Source organism: Achromobacter sp. RTa (assembly GCF_000757485.1).
Classification (GTDB): domain Bacteria; phylum Pseudomonadota; class Gammaproteobacteria; order Burkholderiales; family Burkholderiaceae_B; genus Achromobacter.
Genome location: NZ_JPYO01000041.1, coordinates 198651 through 218660, shown reverse-complemented (window position 1 = coordinate 218660; position 20010 = coordinate 198651). Strand labels below are relative to the sequence as shown.

Here is a 20010-nt window from a genome sequence, read left to right as displayed (position 1 = left end):
AGCTTGTCGGCGCGTCTATCAAATATTAATTTGGCCAGCCGCGTGACGAAAACATGATGGATAAAGAATAGATGAACTATACGGAAAATATCCAGGCAACCGACCTCCACCAACTCGACCTGCTGACGTTGGCCGCCCTGATCCGATCGGGCGAGGTCTCGCCGGTAGAGATCGCGCGCGCGCAACTGCGGCGCATCGAGACCCTGGACGGCGACCTGCGCAGCTATGCCCATGTGACCGCGGACTCCGCGCTGCAGCAAGCGCAGGCAGCGGAAAACGAGATACGCCAGGGACGCTACCGGGGTCCCCTGCATGGCGTCCCCATCGCGCTGAAGGACCTGTTCCGGCGCAAGGGCGTGCCGACGGCCGCAGGCACCGCGATCCACCGCGGAACACCCGCCGACCATGACGCTACGGTAGCCAACCGCCTGTGCGATGCGGGCGCCGTGCTGCTGGGGCAACTGCAAATGACCGAAGGCGCGTACTCCGACCATCACCCCGACGTCGCGCCGCCGCTCAACCCCTGGAACGCGGATTACTGGACCGGCATCTCTTCCAGCGGATCGGCGGTGGCGACGGCCGCCGGCCTGTGCTTCGGTGCGACGGCCTCGGATACCGGCGGCTCCATCCGCTGGCCCTGCGCCGCCACCGGGCTGACCGGCATCAAGCCGACATGGGGCCGTGTCAGCCGCCACGGCGTGTTCGAACTGGCGGCCTCGCTGGACCACGCCGGCGTCATCGCGCGCAGTGCGGCCGACGCTGCGGCGCTGCTGGAAGCGATCGCGGGACCCGACGTAATGGATCCGACCGCGCTGCACGCGCCCGTGCCGCGCTACGCCACGGAGACCGGAGCCCCGGTTGACGGCCTGCGGATCGGCGTGGATCCGGACTGGAACACCGGGGACGTGGATCCGCAAACTCAGCGCATGATGGAGGCCGCGATGCAGGTTTTCGAACAGTTGGGCGCGACCCTGGTGCCCCTGCGCTTCCCGTCAGAGAGCGCGGCACAGGCGGTGCGCGACTGGGCGCCTCTCTGCGCCGTGGAAGCCGCGGTCGCGCACGCCTCCACCTATCCCTCGAGGAAACAGGAATACGGACCGGTGCTTGCAGGGGTGATCGAAGCCGGCCGCGCGCTGTCGGGCCTGACCTACCAGAGCATCCTGTTGCGCCGCATGGCCCTGCGCGGCTGGGTCGACGCCGTGTTCACCGACATCGACGCGCTGCTGACACCGGTACAGCCCATGCCTCCGCTCACTCTGCGCGCCGTCAGCGTGCTCGGCTCGCAGCCCGGGCTGGTCGAAGCCTTGCAGCGCTATACCTGCGTGTTCGATATGACAGGCCATCCCTGCCTGACGCTGCCCGCCGGCCAGTGCGAAGCCGGTATGCCGATGGGCCTGCAACTGGTGGCGGCGCATCTGGGCGAGCCTGTGCTGTTCCGGCTGGGCGCCGCGTTCCAGTCGGCGACAAGCTGGCACCTGCGCCGGCCGGCGTTGTGAGGCCAACGATGAGGATGCATGCGCAACCCGGCGCACCGCTCTCCGCCGGCCGGGTCTTCCGCGGCTGGCGGGTGGTGACCGCGGCCTTCGCCATCACTTTTCTGGGCTTCGGCAGCGCCTACTCATTCAGCGCATTCGTCGACGCCTTGCAGCGCGACTTCTCCGCCACGCGTGGAGCGGTATCGCTGGTATTCTCGCTGGCGGGCTTCCTCTACTTCGGTTTCGGCGTGGTCAGTGGCCCGCTGGCAGACCGCTACGGCTCGCGCCGCATGGCCTGGATAGGCATGCTGCTGTTGGCCCTGGGCCTGGCGCTTGCCAGCGCGGCGCAGAGCATGGCGCAGATCTACGTGGCCTACGGCCTGGGCGTCGGACTGGGCGTGGGTTGCGCCTACGTACCTGTCGTAGGCGCGGTGCAGCGCTGGTTCCTGCGTCGGCGCGGACTGGCATCGGGGCTGGCGGTCAGCGGCATCGGCGTGGGCACGCTGCTGGTGCCGCCGCTCGCTTCCGCGTTGATCGACCTGTGGGGCTGGCGCGCCGCCTATATGGCGCTGGCCGCCGCGGTGGCGCTCCTGGGCTGCGCCGCGGCGCGCTGGGTCGAAAACTCCCCGCAAGAGCTCGGACAGCAACCCGACGGCGACGCCGCGCCCGCCGCCCGCGCAGCGCCGGCATCCGAGCCAGGCGGCGTGCCCGTGCTCGCCGCAATCCGCAGCAAGGTTTTCGTCCTGCTATACCTGGCGAGCATGGCCGGCGCCTTCGGCGTCTTCGTGCCCTTCGTGCATCTCATCCCGTACGCGCTGGATCATGGCATCGCTCCGGGACCGGCCGTGCTGTTGCTGGGCATGGTCGGCGTGGGCAGCACGGCGGGCCGGTTCCTGCTGGGCACGCTGGCCGACCGCCTGGGCCGGCGCGTCTCGCTCGCCACGATGTATGCCGGCATGGCCGCGTCGCTCGCGCTTTGGGTCGTCTGCGGCCAGTTCTGGACGCTGGCGCTGTTCGCCCTGGTCTTCGGCGCGTTCTACGGCGGCTGGGTGGCGCTGATGCCAGCGGTGGTCATGGATTACTTCGGCGGACGCCACGTCAGCGGCATCATCGGCGCGCTCTACACCAGCGTGGCGTTCGGCACGCTGATCGGCCCGGTGGCGGCGGGCCATGCGTACGACCTCAGCGGGTCCTATCTGCTGCCCATCATCGCCAGCGCGGCGGGCAATGCGGTAGCGGCGGCGGTCACCTGGCTACTGCCGTGCCGCTCCGGCTAGGCCAGCACCGCGTCGAGGTCGAACACTTTTCTGAAAACGAAGATTGGATGAGTTGGAGGACAAATTCCGCATTCACGTAAGCGCAAGACTATCATCAAGGCACATTGCATCCCCGCCGACGCCGATCGCCCGCATCCGGAACCCCGCCGACACGCCCATGTTCGATACCTACCTCTCCCGCTGGAAGCTGACGCCCGACGGCGCCCCCATCGTCACCCACGCGGCGCGGCTGCTTCCGGTGCGGCATGAGGGCCAGCCCGCCATGCTCAAGGTCTCCCACGAAGAGGACGAAAAGCAAGGCGGCGTGCTGATGCGCTGGTGGGACGGCCACGGCGCGGCGCGCGTGCTGGCCCACGACGACGACGCCATCCTGCTGGAGCGGGCCACGGGCGCGCGATCGCTGGCCGGCTATGCCCGCAATGGCCGCGACGACGAAGCCACGCGCATCATCTGCGACGTGTTGAAGGAACTGCACGCGCCGCGCGCCAGGCCCTTGCCGGCGCTGCGCCCGCTGGAAGAGTGGTTCGTGGACCTGTGGCCCACCGCCCGGGCCCATGGCGGCATCCTGGCGCACAGCGCCCGCCACGCCCGCGCCCTGCTCGACAGCGAACGGGACCTGGCGGTGCTGCATGGCGACGTGCACCACGACAATATCCTGGACTTCGGCGAGCGCGGCTGGCTGGTCATCGACCCCAAGCGCCTCTACGGCGAACGCGCTTTCGATTACGCCAACATCTTCTGCAACCCCGACCTGGCGGACCCCGTTCCCCCCGTGGCCGTCGCGCCCGGCTGCTTCGAGCGCAGGCTCGATATCGTGGTGGAACAATCGGGCCTGGACCGCCGCCGGCTGCTGCAATGGGTGGTGGCCTGGTGCGGGCTGTCGGCCGCCTGGTTCCTGAACGACGGCGACGACGCCGCGATCGACCTGGACATCGCCGCGCAGGCCCAGGCGCTGCTGGACCGCTGACCTGCCGCGGGCACTTCGCGTCCCTCAAGAATGCAAGCTCCATGCGGTAAGGTGTAGGCCCTCACCCCTTATCTCTTCATTCCTGGAGCACTGAATGACCGGATTGTTCATCGTGGTGGCGGCGCTGGCGTTTCTGATGCTGGCGGCGTATCGAGGCTATAGCGTGATCCTGTGCGCGCCCATCGCTGCGATGGGCGCCGTGCTGTTGACGGACCCTTCGGCGCTGGCGCCGGTATTCTCGGGCATCTTCATGGAGCGCATGGCGGGGTTCGCCAAGCTCTACTTCCCCGTCTTCCTGCTGGGCGCCGTGTTCGGCAAGCTGATCGAGCTGTCCGGTTTCTCACGCGCCATCGTGCAGGCGGTGCTGAGGCTGATCGGCGCCGAACGCGCCATCATGGCCATCGTGCTGGTCTGCGCGGTGCTGACCTACGGCGGCGTGTCGCTCTTCGTGGTGGTGTTCGCGGTCTATCCGTTCGCTGCCGAGATGTTCCGCCAGGGCGGCATTCCCAAGCGCCTGATGCCTGGCGCGATCGCCCTGGGCGCGTTCACGTTCACGATGACCGCCCTGCCCGGCACGCCGCAGATCCAGAACATCATCCCCACCACGTTCTTCGAGACCACCACCTGGGCCGCGCCCTGGCTGGGTCTGATCGGCGCGGCCTTCACGCTGACGGCCGGCATCTCCTATCTGGAATGGCGGCGCAAGCGCGCGGCGGCGGCCGGCGAGACCTATGGCACGGACCTGCGCAACGAACCGGCCACGCCGCCCGGCGAACGCGACCATCATCCGCTGGTTGCGCTTCTGCCGCTGATCGTGGTGGGCGTGGCCAACTACCTGCTGACGCGCGCGATCCCGGGCTGGTACCCGGCCGGTTCCGAAGTGGCGCTGCCCGGCCTGCCCCAGCCGCTGCCCGCCAATGCCGAGGACCAGGTGGCCCTATGGGCGGTCATGGGCGCGCTGATCGCGGGCATCGTCACCATCCTGCTGTTCTCGTTCCGGGCCATCAAGGCGCACTTCGCCGAAGGCAGCAAGAGCGCCGTCTCGGGCGCCTTGCTGGCCTCGATGAACACCGCGGCCGAATACGGCTTCGGCGGCGTCATCGCCGCGCTGCCGGGCTTCCTGCTGGTGGCCGACGCGCTCAAGGCCATTCCCGATCCGCTGGTGGGCGAAGCGGTGGCCGTGACGTCATTGGCCGGCATCACCGGCTCGGCCTCGGGCGGCATGAGCATCGCGCTGGCCGCCATGGCGCAGACCTTCATCGACAGCGCCAACGCGGCGGGCATCCCGATGGAAGTGCTGCACCGGATCGCCGCCATGGCCAGCGGCGGCATGGACACGCTGCCCCACAACGGTGCGGTGATCACCCTGCTGGCGGTGACCGGCCTTACGCACCGCCAGTCCTACGGCGATATCTTCGCCATCACCATGATCTCCACCTTGTCGGTCTTCCTGGCGATCGCCGTGTACTACCTCACGGGGATCGTTTGAGCGAAGGCGGGGGCGATCACCTCCGCCAGCCATTGGGTGAAGACCCGCAGCCTGGCGGATACCTGGCGGTTCTGCGGGTACAGCACCGACACGGGCATGGGCGCGGGCGGCATGGCGGGCAGCACGATCCTGAGTTCGCCTGCCGCCAGTTCGCGTTCGATGCGGTAGCGCGGCACCTGGACCAGCCCCAGCCCCGCCAGCGCCGCGCCCGTGTAGAGTTCGGCCCCCGTGACGCTGACCACGGCTCGCGGCCGGACCTGCACGTTGCGCCCCTCCACCATGAAATCCAGGGGCAGGCTGCGCCCCGTCGCGCTGGACAGGTAGTCCACCGCGCAATGTTCCTCCAGGTCTTCCAGGCGCCTGGGCTCGCCACGGCGCGCCAGGTAGGCCGGGCTTGCGACAGTCACCTGCGGCATCAGCGCGATCTGCCGCCCCACCAGCGATGAGTCCTGCAGGGCCCCCGTGCGCAGCACGCAATCCACGCCTTCGCGCACCAGGTCCACCAGGCGGTCGTCCTCGCCCAGGTGCAGCACGATGTCGGGATAGCGCTCCAGGAAACCGGGCAGGCCCGGCATCACGAAGAACCTGGCCAGCGTGCCCTGCGCATTGACGCGCAACAGCCCCTTGGGCGCCGTGTCCAGGAATGCGCCGTCGGCCTCTTCCAGGTCCGCCAGCAGCCGGACGCAACGGCGATAGTGGGCCTCGCCGTCATGCGTCAGCCGCACCTGGCGAGTGGTGCGCTCAAGCAGTCTGGCGCCCAGCCGCGCCTCCATCCTCTTGATCAGGTTGGTCACCGTGGGACGGGGAATCTGCAGATCCTCGGCGGCCTTGGAAAAGCTGCCCCGCTCGGCGATGCGCACGAACACCCGCATTTCCTGGAAACGGTCCATGGTGTGTCGTCCATTATTAATCAAAATGAAATTATGTTAGCGAATATAGAGTAATTATCTTCTGTCTGGAATAGTTCATGATGCAGCTCATCCCTTCACACACTGGAGAAACGCCATGAGCACCCAAGCCCAGCAACGTATTGCCCTGGTCACCGGCGGATCGCGCGGCATCGGCGCCGCCATCGCGCGCCGGCTGGCCCGCGACGGTTTCGCCGTCGCCATCAACTATGCCTCCAGCGCGGCGGAAGCCGACGCGCTGGTGCGCGACATCCAACAGGCAGGCGGCCGAGCGGCCGCGGTGCGCGCCGACGTGTCGCGGGCCGAGGACGTGCGCGCCATGTTCGGCCAGGTGGAATCGGAGCTGGGCCGCATCGACGTGCTGGTCAATAGCGCCGGCATCCTCGAAATCAAGCCGCTGGCCGAGACCAGCGACGAGCTGTTCGAGCGGACATTCGCCATCAACACGCGCGGCACTTTCAACACGCTGCGCGAGGCGGCCGCCCGCCTGGCCGACGGCGGCGCCATCGTCAACGTGTCCAGCACCACCGTGGCGCTCAACCTGCCCGGCTATTCCGTCTACATCGCCAGCAAGGCCGCGGTGGAAAGCCTGACCCAGGTGTTCGCCAGGGAATTGCGCGGGCGCCGCATCACCGTCAACGCGGTGGCTCCAGGCCCCATCGCCACCGACCTGTTCATGAAAGGCAAGAGCGCCGAGCTGATCGAGCACTACGCCAAGATGCCGCCCCTGGAGCGCCTGGGCCAGCCCGACGATATCTCGGGCGTGGTGTCGTTCCTGGCGGGCCCCGACGCCGGCTGGGTCAACGGCCAGGTTCTGCGCGCCAACGGCGGCATCGCCTGAGCGCGCTCCCTCCTCCCTACGCATGAGTCCGTCCGCTTCGGCGGACGCGCGGCGCATCGCCCGGATAGCCGCGAATTTGCTTGTCCACTCATCCGTTCTACCCATGCGCGCCTCGGCTGATGGGTTGAGCGGATTCTGGCGCTGGGCGTTTTACTCCAACGATCACTCGGGCCTTTGACTTACGGACAAGTCTGGCCAGTCGCATGAGGTTTGCATGAGACGGAGGGCGGAAAGTCTGTATTAGGCTGACTTCCGCAGTACTCCGACTCACCTTGATCGATTGGACGAAAGCAAATGAATCAACTCATTCATCCGGACTGCCACCCCTTCACCGCAGCGGGCAATCTGAAACAGATCTCCGCGTTTTACGAGGAGGGACGTCGAGTCATGTGGATGATGCTCCGGGCGCAACCGCGCCCATGCTTTAACCATGAACTGATAGACGAAATCATGAACCTGGCGCGGGCCGCCAAGGACTCGGGCCTGCCCATCGACTTCTGGGTCACGGGCTCGCTGGTTCCGCAGATCTACAACGTCGGCGGCGACCTCAACTTCTTCGCCGAAGCCATCCGCACCGGCAAGCGCGAAGCCTTGCGCGCCTATGCCAGGGCCTGCGTGGATTGCGTGCACGCCGCCACGCGCGGCTTCGACACGGGCGCGATCTCGCTTGCGATGATCGAAGGCTCGGCGCTCGGCGGCGGCTTCGAGGCCGCGCTGGCCCACCACTTCGTGCTGGCACAGAACAATGCCCGCATGGGCTTCCCCGAAATAGCGTTCAACCTGTTCCCGGGCATGGGCGGCTATTCGCTGGTGGCCCGGCGCTCGGGCATGAAGCTGGCGGAAGAGCTGATCGGCACGGGCGAATCCCATACGGCCGAATGGTTCCACGCCCGGGGCCTGGTGGACGTGCTCTTCGAGCCGGGCGAGGCCTACAAGGCCACGCGCACTTTCATCGACGTGATGCGGCCCAAGCTCAACGGCATGCGCGCCATGCTGCGCGCGCGCCAGCGCGTGCTGACGCTGCCGCGCTCCGAGCTGATGGACATTACCGAGGATTGGGTGGAAGCCGCGTTCTCGATCGATCCCAAGGACCGCGCCTACATGGAGCGCCTGGTGATCGCGCAGAACCGCCGCAGCGCCGTCACGGCCGATGCCGCGATGGACGCCACCATGCACTGATTCCGGGGCGCGAAGCCGGCTGCGTCAGGCGATCAGATGCAGCCGGCGGCGCTGGGTCAGCCAGGCGGTGAACTCCGCCGCCGGCATGGGCTTGGCGTACAGGTAGCCCTGCTTGGCGTCCACGCCCAGCGTATCCACGAACACCGCCTCTTCGGTCGTTTCCACGCCTTCGGCGATGACCTTGAGCTCCAGCGTCCGCGCCACCGCGACGATGGCGCGGGCCAGCGCCTGCGACACCGGGTTCTCGTTCACGCCGCGCACGAAACTGGCGTCCAGCTTGATCGCGTCCAGCGGAATGCGGGCGAGCTGGGACAGCGAGGAATAGCCCGTGCCGAAGTCGTCCAGATGGACGCGCGCGCCCAGTTGCCGAAACTGCTTGATCAGCTCGATAGCCGCGCCTTCGTCTTCGATCAGGCAGCTTTCGGTGAGCTCGATGTCCAGCAGGCAGGGATCCAGGCTGGCGTCGCTTATCGCGCGCATGAACTCGCTCACCACGCCCTTGTCGTTCAACTGGCGGGCCGACATGTTGATGGCGATCCGGATGTTCAGGCCGTCGCGCTTCCAGGCGGCCGCCTGGCGGGCGGCCTCGCGCATGACCCATACGCCCAGCGGCGAGATCAGGCCGGATTCCTCGGCATACGGGATGAAGGCGTCCGGGCCGACCATGCCGCGCTCGGGCGAACGCCAGCGCACCAGCGCTTCCACGCCGTCCACCTCGCCCGTGCGGCCGGCCAGCTTGGGCTGGTAATAGAGCATCAGGTGGTCTTCGGCCAGCGCCTTGCGCAGGTTGGTGTCCAGCCAGACGTAGTCCGCATTGCGCCGGTCCATTTCGGGCTGGAAGACGCGGTAGGTGTGGCGCCCTCCCTCCTTGGCCACGTACATGGCGATGTCGGCGCTGCGCACCACGCTGTCCAGGTCCGCGCCATGGTCGGGATACATGGCGATGCCGATGGAGCAGCTGGTGTAGACCTCGATCAGCCCCTGGCGGAAAGGTTCGCGCAGGCGCTCGATGATGCGCTGGGCGGTGGCTTCGAGCTCCCAGGGCTGGGCCTCCTCCTGCAGGACGATGAACTCGTCGCCGCCCAGGCGCGCCAGCGTCTGGCCTTCCGACAGGCAGGAGGATATGGCCACCGCCACCGCCTTGAGCAGGTGGTCGCCGAAGCCATGGCCATAGTGATCGTTGATGCGCTTGAAGTTGTCCAGGTCCAGGAACAGCACGCCGCCCCGCCCGTCCGTGCCCGCCGCCAGAGCCGTCTTCAGCCGCGTCGTGATCGCATGGCGGTTGGGCAGGTTGGTCAGCATGTCGGTATTGGCCAGCACGCGCAGGCGCTCCTGGGCCTGGCGTTCTTCCGTGATGTCGGTGCCCGAGCAGATCAGGTAGACGCGCTTTTCGCCGCTGCCGCTGGTGACGAACTTGTTGCGGAACAGGAACAGCCGCGGGCCCTTGACCGTATTGATGACCCGCTCGGCTTCGTACGACTGGCCGCGCTTGTAGAACTCCGCGATATTGCGGCGCGACGCGACCGCCTCTTCGCGCGTCATGAACATTTCGAAGACGCTGCGGCCGACGATGTCCTGTTCGCGCTTGCCGGTGTATTCCTCGCTCAGCTTGTTGAAGCGCTGCACGCGGCCGTTCTGGTCGACGATGACGATGACCGAATTGGCCTCGGACACCACGGTTTCGGCGAAAGACAGGCCCTCGACCAGGTCCTTGGCAACGGATTCGGTATCGGAATGGGCGGACGCGGTGCCGGCCCATTCGTTGGGGTTGATCTTGCGTCCCACCAGATGAAGGCGCAGCATGTCGCCGTACAGCGCGATGTCGATGCGTACGCTGGAAGTGATGCCCGTCAACGCGCGTATCGCCCCCGCCTGCTCCGGCCGCAGCGGCGTGGCGATGTTGGCGGCCCCCTTGACCGCCGCCAGTTCGAATGCGTCGCTATCGGCGGCCAGGCGCCAATACGGGCTATGCGTACCGAAATGCGCATACAGGATCGATCTTTCGTCCTGGTTCTCTGTCATTGTGGTATCCCCCTGCCGTCCTAGGATGGCCCGCAAAATACATTACGGCCTAGTCAATTCGGGGTCAACCACCCCGTGCTGCGCTGCGAGCGGTTTATTGCGGAATATTGCATCGGCTTATGGACGCCGCGCGGCGAACCTCCCAGGCCGCAATCGATTTGATGCGCGTGCCCGCGCTTTCGCGCAAGCCTTGTTGCGCGCCCGCCGCGATCGCCCACAAGCAACAACGCCGGAAATTCCTGGAGGAACTTCCGGCGAGTGACGCAACGGCGCAACCTCGGCCGCGCGAGCGGACGATCAATCGCCCTTGACGCCTGCCTCGTCGATCACCTTGGTCCAGCGCGCGACCTCGGCCGACACTCGGGCGCCGGCATCGGCGGGCGAGGTCCAGGTGGCGATCGCGCCCTGGTTCAGCAGCGACGCCTTGACTTCAGGCTTGGCCAGGATCTTCTTCAGCTCGCCGTTCAGGCGCTCCACCACGGGAGCCGGCGTGTTGGCCGGAGCGACGATGCCGAACATCGAGCTCACCTCGAAGTCCTTCAGCCCGGCTTCGGCCGCGGTGGGCACGTCCGGCAGCGCGTCCACGCGTTGCGACGAGGCCACGGCCAGCGCACGCAGCTTGCCCGCCTTGATGTTGGCCTGGGCGGCCGGCACGGTTTCGATCATGCTGAGCACCTGGCCTCCCATCAGGTCGGTCATGGCGGGGCCGCTGCCCTTGTAGGGCACGTGCAGCACGTCGACGCCCGCCGTCCGCTTGAACATTTCGCCCGCCAGGTGCTGGGGCGAGCCGTTGCCGGCCGACGCCATGGTCATGAAGCCCGGCTTGGATTTGGCCAGCGCGATGAACTCCGCCAGCGTGTTCGCCTGCACGGAAGGATTGACCACGAACACCAGCGGAACCGTGCCTACGATAGACACCGGCGCGAAGCTCTTCTCCACGTCATAGGTGACGCGGCCACGGTACAGCGCGGCGTTGATGGAATGGCTGGTCAGCGCGCCCATCAGCAGCGTGTAGCCATCCGCCGGCGCCTTCGCGACCTGGTCGGCGCCGATATTGCCGGCGGCGCCCGCGCGGTTCTCCACCACCACCGACTGGCCCAGCGCGCCCGTCAGCTCCTGGGCCAGCACGCGGCCGATCACGTCGGTCGCGCCGCCGGGCGGGTACGGAACGATCAGGCGGATGGGCTTATCGGGATAGGCATCGGCGGCCAGGGCCGGAGCGGATACGCCGGCGCACAGCGCCAACAGGGAAAACAGCACGGCGCGGCGCGGCCGCAGACGCAGGTCTGACATGTAGGTCTCCTGTCGGGATGGGTATAGGAATTAAAGCGACGCCCGGCTCGTCAACGGCGCCAGTGTAGGATCAGTCACTTGATTGAAGAAGCAGAATTTTTCTATCGACTGATCTTAAATATCGATCAATAAAACACTCATGACAAAGCGCTTGCCGCCGCTTTCAAAGGCTGGCTATGATGCTGTCACCAGATTATCAATAATATTATCGAGAGCGAAAATGACGGACGAGACCAAGCACGGCAAGCCGGCCCCCGGGCCTTTCGACAGCGCGGGCGCCGCCTCGCGCGGCGTGGCCCGCGGCCTCACCAACTATGGCGACACCGGCTTTTCGCTCTTCCTGCGCAAGGCGTTCATCAAGGGCGCGGGCTACACCGACGATGCCCTCTCCCGCCCCATCATCGGCATCGTCAACACGGGCAGCAGCTACAACCCCTGCCATGGCAACGCGCCCCAGCTGATCGAAGCGGTCAAGCGCGGCGTGATGCTGGCCGGCGGCCTGCCGATGGACTTCCCCACCATTTCGGTGCACGAAAGCTTCTCGCAACCCACCAGCATGTACCTGCGCAACCTCATGTCCATGGACACCGAGGAGATGATCCGCGCGCAGCCCATGGATGCCGTGGTGCTCATCGGCGGTTGCGACAAGACCGTGCCCGCCCAACTGATGGGCGCGGCGTCCGCCGGCGTGCCCGCGATCCAGCTGGTCACGGGTTCCATGCTGACCGGCTCGCACCGCGGCGAACGCGTCGGCGCGTGCACCGACTGCCGCCGCTATTGGGGCCGCTACCGCGCCGAAGAGATCGACGCGCAAGAGATCGCGGACGTCAACAACCAGCTGGTCGCCAGCGTCGGCACCTGTTCCGTGATGGGCACCGCCAGCACCATGGCCTGCATCACGGAGGCCTTGGGCATGATGGTGGCGGGCGGAGCTTCGGCGCCCGCCGTCACCGCCGACCGCGTGCGCGTCGCCGAAAAAACCGGCGCCACGGCCGTGGCCATGGCCGCCTCGCGCCTGACGCCGGACCGCATCCTGACCGGCAAATCCATCGAGAACGCCCTGCGAGTGCTGCTGGCCATCGGCGGCTCCACCAACGGCATCGTCCACCTGACCGCCATCGCCGGCCGCCTGGGCATCGACATCGACCTGGCCGGCCTGGACCGCATCAGCCGCGAAACTCCCGTACTGGTGGACCTGAAGCCCTCCGGCCAGCACTACATGGAAGACTTCCACGATGCGGGCGGGATGCCCGCGCTACTGCGCGAACTGCGCCCCTACCTGCACCTGGACGCGCTGACGGTGTCCGGACGCACCCTGGGCGAAGAGCTCGACGACGCGCCTCCCGCCTTCCCGCAGGACGTCATCCGCACGGCGGCCTCGCCCATCTACCCCGTGGGCGGCCTGGCCGTGCTGCGCGGCAACCTGGCGCCCGGCGGCGCCATCATCAAGCAGTCCGCCGCCAACGCCGCGCTGATGGAACACGAAGGCCGCGCCGTGGTCTTCGAGGACGCCGAGGACATGGCCCGGCGCATCGACGACGACGCGCTCGACGTGGCCGCCGACGACATCCTGGTGCTCAAGCGCATCGGCCCGACCGGCGCGCCCGGCATGCCCGAGGCCGGCTACATGCCCATACCCAAGAAACTGGCGCGCGCCGGCGTGAAGGACATGGTGCGCATCTCCGACGGCCGCATGAGCGGCACCGCGGCCGGCACCATCGTGCTGCACGTCACGCCCGAGGCCGCCATCGGCGGCCCGCTGGCCCACGTCCAGAACGGCGACCGCATCCGCCTGTCGGTCGCCCGCCGCGAGATTTCCCTGCTGGTGGACGACGCCGAACTCGCGCGCCGCGCCGCGGCCCAGCCGGTCAGCCGCCCCACCGCCGAGCGCGGCTACCGCAAGCTGTTCCTGCAATCGGTGACCCAGGCGGACCAGGGCGTGGACTTCGACTTCCTGCGCGCCGGCGTCACCCGCGACACCGTTCCCAAGAAATAGGCCCTGCCCCAATGAACGCCATCACGTCCGACGCCCTGCAGGCGCAGGCACCAGGCGCCGTGCAAGCCGCCGTGGCGGCCCTGGAGGAAGACATCGTTTTCGGCCGGCTGCATCCGCGCGAACGGCTGACCGAAGACGACCTGATGGCGCGCTTTTCCATGAAGCGGCACGTCGTGCGGCAAGTGCTGGCAGACCTGGAACTGCTGGGCGTCGTCGAGAAGAAGCGCAACGTGGGCGCCGTCGTCCGCGCCTTCTCGGCGCGCGAGGTCATGGAACTCTATGCGCTGCGCGAAGTCCTGGAAGTCCACGCCGCCAGCCTCATCCCCCTGCCCGTGCCGCCCGCGCGGCTGGCGGCGCTGATCGCCGTGCAGCGCGAACACGATGCCGCCGTCGCCGACGGCGACGCCCGCCGGGTATTCCGCAGCAACCAGCGCTTTCATCATGAGTTCTTTGGCCTGCTGGACAACGCCGTCCTTGGCCAGGCCATCGAAGAATACGCGCGCCGCACCCACCCCATCCGCTTCGGCTCGCTCACCAGCGCCGCCTACCGCGAGCGCGCAAGGCAGGAACACTGGGCCCTCATCAACGCCCTGCGCGACGGCGACCGCAAAGCGCTCATGGCCGTGTGCCGCAACCACCTCGTGCCCTCGCGCGACGCCTATCTGGCGTCCGAACAGGCGCGGCCGGGCGCATGACCGCCGGAAATTCGAACAGGGGCCAGCCGCCGCGCCCCGAGGCGCCTCGATAAACCCTTAAGCCGACGCCAGCAAGGACAGCGCCTCGTCCAGCGACAACACCGTCGTGCGCGACTCAAACGCCGTCGCGAACAGCCGTTCATGCACCGCCTCATCCGGGTCGTAGCAGCAATCCTTGACCGTAAACAAGCGGAAATCCGCGTCACTGGCATAAGCGATCGACGACAACATCACCCCCGTCGACGCGATCCCCACCATCACCAGCGTATCCACCCCCGCCGCCGACAATCGCAGCTCCAGTTCCGTCCCGAAGAACACGCTGGCCCGCCGCGCCAGGATCAAAGGCTCATCCTCCCGCCGCGCCAACGCCGGCGCAACCCTGTCGCCCACGAACAGGCCCAGTCGCTTGATCCCCTGCCCGTTCTTGTTCAACGGACTTACCTCCGGATATCCCGCGCTGAACCCGATCTGCGCGAAATATACCCCCACGCCCTTATCCCGCGCCGCATCGCAGAGCTTGCGGGTATTCGCAAGCAGCAGAGGCGCGACCGAAGGGAATAAATCCATGATGTCCGTCTGGTAATGCATCACCAGCAGCGCCGTCTTGGAGGGAGTGAGCGTCGTGAAAGACATGGAAGCGATCCGGTGTTGGGTTGATATGCGAGCAATCTAGCAGAAGCGTCCTCCACCTGGGCAATTCATGCTCACATCGCGCCCGGCATCGCTTGACAATCCTTGACTGTTGAGCCCTGGCGATACATTGCGACACGCCGTAATATTTTTCACCACATAATGTGTCATATAGACCGGCGCCGGACTTCAGACAAAGTGGCACACAGGGCTGGCAGGCTCCTTTGAATCGCCAAATGGTCTCCGCGCCTCCACTCTCCCTGTTTACGTACTCGCCTCTTTATGCCTGCATCCCTGCTTGAATGGTCCGTGCCCGCGGCGATCCTGTTGTGCGCCATCGGACTGTGCGCCGCACGCTTCGTCGGCTTCAACACACTTCGGTGGGGCGGCGCCCTTGGCTCCCTGGGCACTGGCTACGCCATCATGCTCGTACAGGCCAGCGAGCTATCCCCTTATAAACAGGCCGTCGAAGACGCATTCATTCTGGGCGGCGTCATACTGGCCTGCCGAGCGCTGCAGAGCCGTCGCGGCAGGCAGCCCCCGTGCTACATAGATGTTGCGGTCCTGCTGGCCTCGACGGCGATGGTGATCGTGTCGGTGGTGCTGTTTTCCAGCGCAAAACTGGAAACGTTTTTCGTCCAGGCCTGTTGCGCGCTCGTGATCTGGCGGGCCACGCTTCCCTTTGCAAGGCAGGTCGAGACTACGTCGGACAAGGTGCTTACCGCCGCGTTTCTCTTCATCGCGCTGGTGTTGACGGGACAATGCGTCTTGTACCTTGCGGCCCCGACGCCTCTACTCGCAATGGGGGAATGGAGAACGTCCGTCTGGGGGACCTTGATCCAATACACCGGGCTGCTCGGCAGCATTGCCCTGACCTTCGCAGTCTTCATCGCGACGAGCTACGACGCCATAGAGAAATACCGTCGCCAGGCCCATACCGACGCGTTGACGGGCCTGCTGAACCGGCAGGGCCTCGATACCCTTCTCGCCTCCGTTTCCCGGCGCCCCTTTTCGGATAATGCCGGGCCGACCGGGGTGATCATGGCCGATATCGATAATTTCAAACGGATTAACGATGTCTTCGGCCACGCGTTTGGCGACATGGTGCTGGCGCGATTTGGCGCCCTGCTCCGGCCAAAAGCAGACGCGCACATTTGCGCTGCCCGGCTGGGAGGAGAAGAGTTCCTGTTGCTGCTGCATGGAGAAAACCTGGAAAGCGCGACCGCAATCGCCGAGGAGATCCGCGCGAATTTCGTAGCGCAGCGTTGGGCCCCGCATGCTCCCAATTCGCGTTTCACGGCCAGCATGGGAGTAACCCTGGTGCAAGCAGGAGAACCTTTCGCGAACGCGTTGAAGCGAGCCGACGACCTGCTCTACACGGCGAAGCGGCGAGGACGGAACTGCACGGTGTCGGATGAAGCGCCCGGCGGCGCCGTAAATGGCCTCTCCAGGTTCAGCAACAAAGCGGGCGGGGAAAAGTGTTGCGCACGAGCATGAAATCCGTGGCGAGTGTATCCCAGGTTGGATGCGAGGCCGACGCAGCAGGGGCGCTGCCACCGGGCTCCTAGCCCGCCGCCACGATCACATGCGCCTGGATCTTTCCCTCCACCGGGCCGGCGCCATGACGGGCGGCGATGGCCTGCGCCGCGCGTTCGATGACGAGCGGCAGCAGGCTGGCGTCGCGCGCCTCGATGTCGTTGCGCAGCGGAGTCCCGTGGCAATAGGCCAGCGCCGCCAGGCGGGCAGTGGGCGCCCGGCTTGATTTTTCCTGCGTCTGGATTTGGATGTCGGTGAACCCCGCCCGGCCCAGGTCCGCGCGAATCCTTGCAACATCGTGGTAGCCATGAGGCGTGCGGGCGAGGAACCGTGGCGGGTCTTGCGGGAAGAGCTCGGCCACCGCATTCGTGATCTCGTCGGCGAAGGCGTTCTCCTCGATCCTGTCCCAGACGCTCAACACATAGCGCCCGCCGGGCCGTAACACTCGGCGTGCCTCGGCATAGCCGGCGGGGCGGTCGGGAAAGAACATGGCGCCGAACTGACACAGCACCAGATCGAAGGACGCATCTTCGAAAGGTAGGGCCAGCGCGTCCGCCTGACGCCATTCGATGCGCTCGTCCGGCTCCTGCCGCATGGCGGCGTAGTCGAGCATGGACGGGTTGAGATCGGTCACGACGTAGCGGGCGTCGGCAGCCAGCCTGGGCACCAGCGCCCGGGTGACGGCGCCGCTGCCGGCGGCGGTTTCCAGCACCGAAGCGGGCGCGCAGGCCGCGGCCAGCGCCGCCATGTCGGCGGCATAGGCCTCGAAGATCAGGGGGACCATCAGCTTGTCGTAGATCTCCGGGATCGAACCCGAAAAGACTCTGTCGCTTGCGTCCATGATGGTCCCTCCACCGGTCCGCCTTCCGGCATAGGGCCGGCGGCGATTGAATATCGTCGCGCCGCCCGCGGGCCTCGTCAAGCCAATGTCACACTCGCTACACAAACCCCCGCCAGAGTGTCTGTTTTGACTGGTTTTCCTGCTCTATGCGCCTGCGCCCCGCCATCCTGGAAGACAGCCCCGCCCTCGCCGACCTGCTCGCCCAGCTCGGCTACCCCGGCACCGAGCCCTTTCTGCACGAAAGAATCGCGCAGCTGCTGAGGCACCCCGATGCCTGGCTGCGCGTGGCCGAAGACGGCGAGGGACGGCTGCTGGGATTCATCGGCCTGCACTTCATGGCGCAGCTCGCGCTGCCCGGCGATTTCTGCCGTATCACCTATTTCTGCGTCAGCGACGCTGCGCGCAGCGCCGGCGTCGGACGGGAGCTGGAAGCGGCGGCCGAGGCCGAAGCGCGGGCGCGCGGCTGCGACCGCATCGAAGTGCACTGCCACGAGCGCCGTGCGGACGCCCATCGCTTTTATTACCGGCAGGGCTACGAGGAATCGCCGAAGTATCTGATGAAGCGGCTGTAACGTTCAGGGTCGCAGCCCCGGGCCGGCTCAATGCACGACCTGCTCCAGGAAGCGCCGGGTGCGTTCGTGCGCCGGAGCGTCGAAGATTTGCCCGGGCGCCCCTTGTTCTATCACCTGGCCCTGGTCCATGAACACAACCCGGTCGGCCACCTGCCGGGCAAAACCCATTTCGTGGGTGACGCAGATCATGGTCATGCCGTCGGCCGCCAGCGCCAGCATGGTGTCCAGCACCTCCTTGACCATTTCCGGATCCAGCGCCGAGGTCGGCTCATCGAACAGCATGACCTGCGGCTGCATGCACAACGCGCGCGCGATCGCGACGCGCTGCTGTTGCCCGCCGGATAGCTGGCCCGGATACTTGCCGGCCTGGTCCGCGATGTGCACGCGGTCCAGGTAGCGCGAGGCCCGCTCCCGCGCTTCGGCGCGCGACACGCCCTGGCAATGCACCGGCGCCAGCATGCAGTTCTCCAGCACGGTCAGGTGGGGGAAAAGATTGAAGCTCTGGAACACCATGCCCACCTCTTGCCGGGCACGGGATAGCGCCGCGCCATCGTCGGCCAGGGCATGGCCCAGTACCAGCACCTCTCCGTCTGTGTAGCTTTCCAGCCCGTTGACGCAGCGGATCATCGTGGACTTGCCCGAACCCGAAGGGCCGCAGACGATGACGCGCTCGCCTTGCGCCACCTCCAGATCGATATCCTTCAGGACATGGAATTCACCGTAGTGCTTGTTCAGCCGGCGCAGCTGGACGGCGGGCGTGGCGGTCATCGAAGTCATGGTGGTTCTCCAGGTTGGGCCGGACCGCTCAGGCATGAACGGCCGGGGCATTGCGTTTACGGAGATAGGCGACGGCTTGCGAAGCCACGACGCAGATCAGCAGATAGGTCGCCGCGATGGTCATGTACATCTCGACCAGGCTGGAATCCCGCTGCGCGATCTTCGATGCGGCGCCCAGCATATCCGTGATCGAAAGCACGTAGACCAGAGAGGTATCCTGGAACAGGATGATGGTCTGCGTCAGCAGGATGGGGCTGACCGAGCGCAACACCTGCGGCAGGATGACCAGCCAGTAGGTTTTTGCGGTAGACATGGAAAGCGCCCGGCAGGCCTCGTACTGCCCCTTCGGAACCGCGTTCAGGCCGGCCCGGATGATCTCGGCGTAATAGGCCGCCTCGAACATCGCGAACGTAATGAACGCCGTATACACGGGCCCCACCGGCACCGGCCGCGGCGCGCCGGTGGCCCACATGAGCAGCATGGGCACCAGGAAGAAAAACCAGAACAGCACCATGATGAGCGGGATGGCGCGCATCAGCGTGATGTAGGCGGTGGCCAGCGGCGCCAGCAACGGCACGCGCAGGTGGCGCGCCAGGGCCAGCGCCACGCCCAGCACCAGCCCGCCCGCGAAGCTGCTGAGCGTCAGTTGCAGCGAAAATCCGAGGCCGTCGAGCAGGTAGGGCGCCGCGCGTTCGACGGCGCCGAAGTCGAAGCTGTTCATGGCGTTCATACCTCCTTGAGCGATTTGCGCCAGCGCAGTCGGCTGCGCGCGGGGCCGCGCGGTTCGGGTTCCGCCTGCAGGCCCGGAATGCGCAGCCGGCGTTCGATCAGGCGCATGCACACGTACACCAGGCAGGCCAGCAGCAGGTACAGCAGGGTCGCCGCGCCGAAGGCCTGGAACGTCTGGAAGGTGAACTCGTTGATCTGGCGCGCCTGGGCCGTCAGTTCCAGCACGCCGATGGTCAGCGCCACCGAACTGTTCTTGAATATGCCCATGACCTCGCTGGTCAAGGTGGGCATGATGATGCGCAGGGCCTGCGGCAACAGCACCAGGCGGTAGACCTGCAGGCTGCGCATGCCCAGCGCCTCCGCGGCCTTGCGCTGGCCCGGGGGCAGCGCTTCGATCCCGGCCTTGACCTGTTCGGCGACGCGGGCCGCCGTGTACAGCGCCAGGCCCAGCAGCGCCGGGATGACGCTGCCCCAGGGCGGCGGTATGGCCTTGACCGCATCGCCCCAGGCGCGAGGCAGCAGCTCGGGCACGACGAAATACCAGATGAACATCTGCACGATCACCGGGATATTGCGGAACACCTCGACATAGAGCCGGGCCAGCGCCGCGACGACGGGCCTGCGCGCAGTGCGCGCGCAACCCACCGCCACGCCCAGCGCGAAGGCGATGGCCCATCCCGCCAGCGCCAGGAACAGCGTCCAGCCCAGTCCGGCCAGCAGCCAATCCAGATAGCGTTCGCCGCCTTCCGGCACTTCCTCGAGTAGCACGCTGAACATGGCAGC

Annotated in this window: 18 protein-coding genes; 10 read left to right on the top strand and 8 right to left on the bottom strand. The window is 66.7% G+C overall.

What is annotated here, in order from left to right:
- Positions 1-71: 71 nt before the first annotated feature.
- The 4 genes from JL37_RS16650 (at position 72) to JL37_RS16635 (ending at position 5208) form a co-directional block, all read left to right on the top strand.
- Positions 72-1496 carry an amidase gene (locus JL37_RS16650; protein ID WP_043545440.1) on the top strand — a complete coding sequence of 475 codons (1425 nt, stop codon included), beginning with the start codon at positions 72-74 and terminating at the stop codon, positions 1494-1496.
- A gap of 8 nt (positions 1497-1504) precedes the next feature.
- Positions 1505-2752, top strand: coding sequence for an MFS transporter (locus tag JL37_RS16645; protein ID WP_052097288.1), 1248 nt, complete (start codon positions 1505-1507; stop codon positions 2750-2752).
- Between the two features lie 157 nt (positions 2753-2909).
- Positions 2910-3719 (top strand): aminoglycoside phosphotransferase family protein, encoded by an 810-nt coding sequence (locus JL37_RS16640; RefSeq protein WP_043545437.1) that lies wholly within the window; start codon positions 2910-2912, stop codon positions 3717-3719.
- Positions 3720-3813: 94 nt separating this feature from the next.
- Positions 3814-5208: a GntP family permease gene (locus JL37_RS16635; RefSeq protein WP_043545435.1), complete on the top strand. Its 1395-nt coding sequence runs from the start codon at positions 3814-3816 to the stop codon at positions 5206-5208.
- On the opposite strand, the gene JL37_RS16630 is transcribed toward JL37_RS16635, so the two are convergent.
- The gene (locus tag JL37_RS16630; RefSeq protein WP_043545434.1) at positions 5187-6098 is read right to left on the bottom strand and encodes a LysR family transcriptional regulator; all 912 of its coding nucleotides are present in this window, start codon (positions 6096-6098) and stop codon (positions 5187-5189) included. The genes JL37_RS16635 and JL37_RS16630 overlap by 22 nt on opposite strands.
- A 115-nt stretch (positions 6099-6213) precedes the next feature.
- Here JL37_RS16630 and JL37_RS16625 point away from each other — a divergent pair, with 115 nt between their 5' ends.
- Together JL37_RS16625 and JL37_RS16620 are read left to right on the top strand one after the other, a co-directional pair.
- The gene (locus JL37_RS16625; RefSeq protein ID WP_043545433.1) at positions 6214-6957 is read left to right on the top strand and encodes an SDR family oxidoreductase; all 744 of its coding nucleotides are present in this window, start codon (positions 6214-6216) and stop codon (positions 6955-6957) included.
- A 294-nt stretch (positions 6958-7251) separates the two neighbouring features.
- Positions 7252-8136 carry a crotonase/enoyl-CoA hydratase family protein gene (locus tag JL37_RS16620; protein WP_043545432.1) on the top strand — a complete coding sequence of 295 codons (885 nt, stop codon included), beginning with the start codon at positions 7252-7254 and terminating at the stop codon, positions 8134-8136.
- Positions 8137-8160: 24 nt separating this feature from the next.
- Here JL37_RS16620 and pdeR read toward each other — a convergent pair whose 3' ends face one another.
- Positions 8161-10158, bottom strand: coding sequence for a cyclic di-GMP phosphodiesterase (pdeR, locus tag JL37_RS16615; protein ID WP_043545431.1), 1998 nt, complete (start codon positions 10156-10158; stop codon positions 8161-8163).
- Between the two features lie 297 nt (positions 10159-10455).
- Complete coding sequence (locus JL37_RS16610; protein WP_043545430.1) at positions 10456-11451, bottom strand: tripartite tricarboxylate transporter substrate binding protein; 996 nt, start codon at positions 11449-11451, stop codon at positions 10456-10458.
- A 220-nt stretch (positions 11452-11671) separates the two neighbouring features.
- Between JL37_RS16610 and JL37_RS16605 the strand changes: the two genes are divergently transcribed.
- Positions 11672-13447 carry an IlvD/Edd family dehydratase gene (locus JL37_RS16605; protein ID WP_043545429.1) on the top strand — a complete coding sequence of 592 codons (1776 nt, stop codon included), beginning with the start codon at positions 11672-11674 and terminating at the stop codon, positions 13445-13447.
- A gap of 11 nt (positions 13448-13458) precedes the next feature.
- Positions 13459-14142, top strand: a complete 684-nt coding sequence (locus JL37_RS16600) for a GntR family transcriptional regulator (RefSeq protein ID WP_043545427.1) — start codon at positions 13459-13461, stop codon at positions 14140-14142.
- A gap of 57 nt (positions 14143-14199) precedes the next feature.
- Here the strand turns inward: JL37_RS16600 and JL37_RS16595 are convergent, their stop codons facing one another.
- Positions 14200-14775 (bottom strand): cysteine hydrolase family protein, encoded by a 576-nt coding sequence (locus JL37_RS16595; RefSeq protein WP_043545426.1) that lies wholly within the window; start codon positions 14773-14775, stop codon positions 14200-14202.
- A 306-nt stretch (positions 14776-15081) separates the two neighbouring features.
- Here JL37_RS16595 and JL37_RS16590 point away from each other — a divergent pair, with 306 nt between their 5' ends.
- Positions 15082-16269: a GGDEF domain-containing protein gene (locus JL37_RS16590; RefSeq protein ID WP_231570363.1), complete on the top strand. Its 1188-nt coding sequence runs from the start codon at positions 15082-15084 to the stop codon at positions 16267-16269.
- Positions 16270-16336: 67 nt separating this feature from the next.
- Here the strand turns inward: JL37_RS16590 and JL37_RS16585 are convergent, their stop codons facing one another.
- Positions 16337-17149: a class I SAM-dependent methyltransferase gene (locus JL37_RS16585; protein ID WP_043545424.1), complete on the bottom strand. Its 813-nt coding sequence runs from the start codon at positions 17147-17149 to the stop codon at positions 16337-16339.
- 146 nt (positions 17150-17295) lie between these two features.
- On the opposite strand from JL37_RS16585, the gene JL37_RS16580 reads away from it, so the two are divergent.
- On the top strand, positions 17296-17721 hold the full coding sequence (locus JL37_RS16580) for a GNAT family N-acetyltransferase (protein WP_043545422.1): 426 nt from the start codon (positions 17296-17298) through the stop codon (positions 17719-17721).
- Positions 17722-17748: 27 nt separating this feature from the next.
- On the opposite strand, the gene JL37_RS16575 is transcribed toward JL37_RS16580, so the two are convergent.
- Genes JL37_RS16575 through JL37_RS16565 form a run of 3 tightly spaced genes read right to left on the bottom strand, consistent with a single transcriptional unit; the run spans position 17749 to position 20004 of the window.
- Positions 17749-18498 carry an amino acid ABC transporter ATP-binding protein gene (locus JL37_RS16575; protein ID WP_043545421.1) on the bottom strand — a complete coding sequence of 250 codons (750 nt, stop codon included), beginning with the start codon at positions 18496-18498 and terminating at the stop codon, positions 17749-17751.
- Between the two features lie 28 nt (positions 18499-18526).
- Entirely contained in the window at positions 18527-19219 is a 693-nt protein-coding gene (locus tag JL37_RS16570; RefSeq protein WP_043545821.1) for an amino acid ABC transporter permease, read from the bottom strand.
- A 5-nt stretch (positions 19220-19224) separates the two neighbouring features.
- A complete protein-coding gene (locus JL37_RS16565; RefSeq protein ID WP_052097286.1) occupies positions 19225-20004 on the bottom strand; it encodes an amino acid ABC transporter permease in 780 nt (259 codons plus the stop codon).
- Positions 20005-20010: the final 6 nt, after the last annotated feature.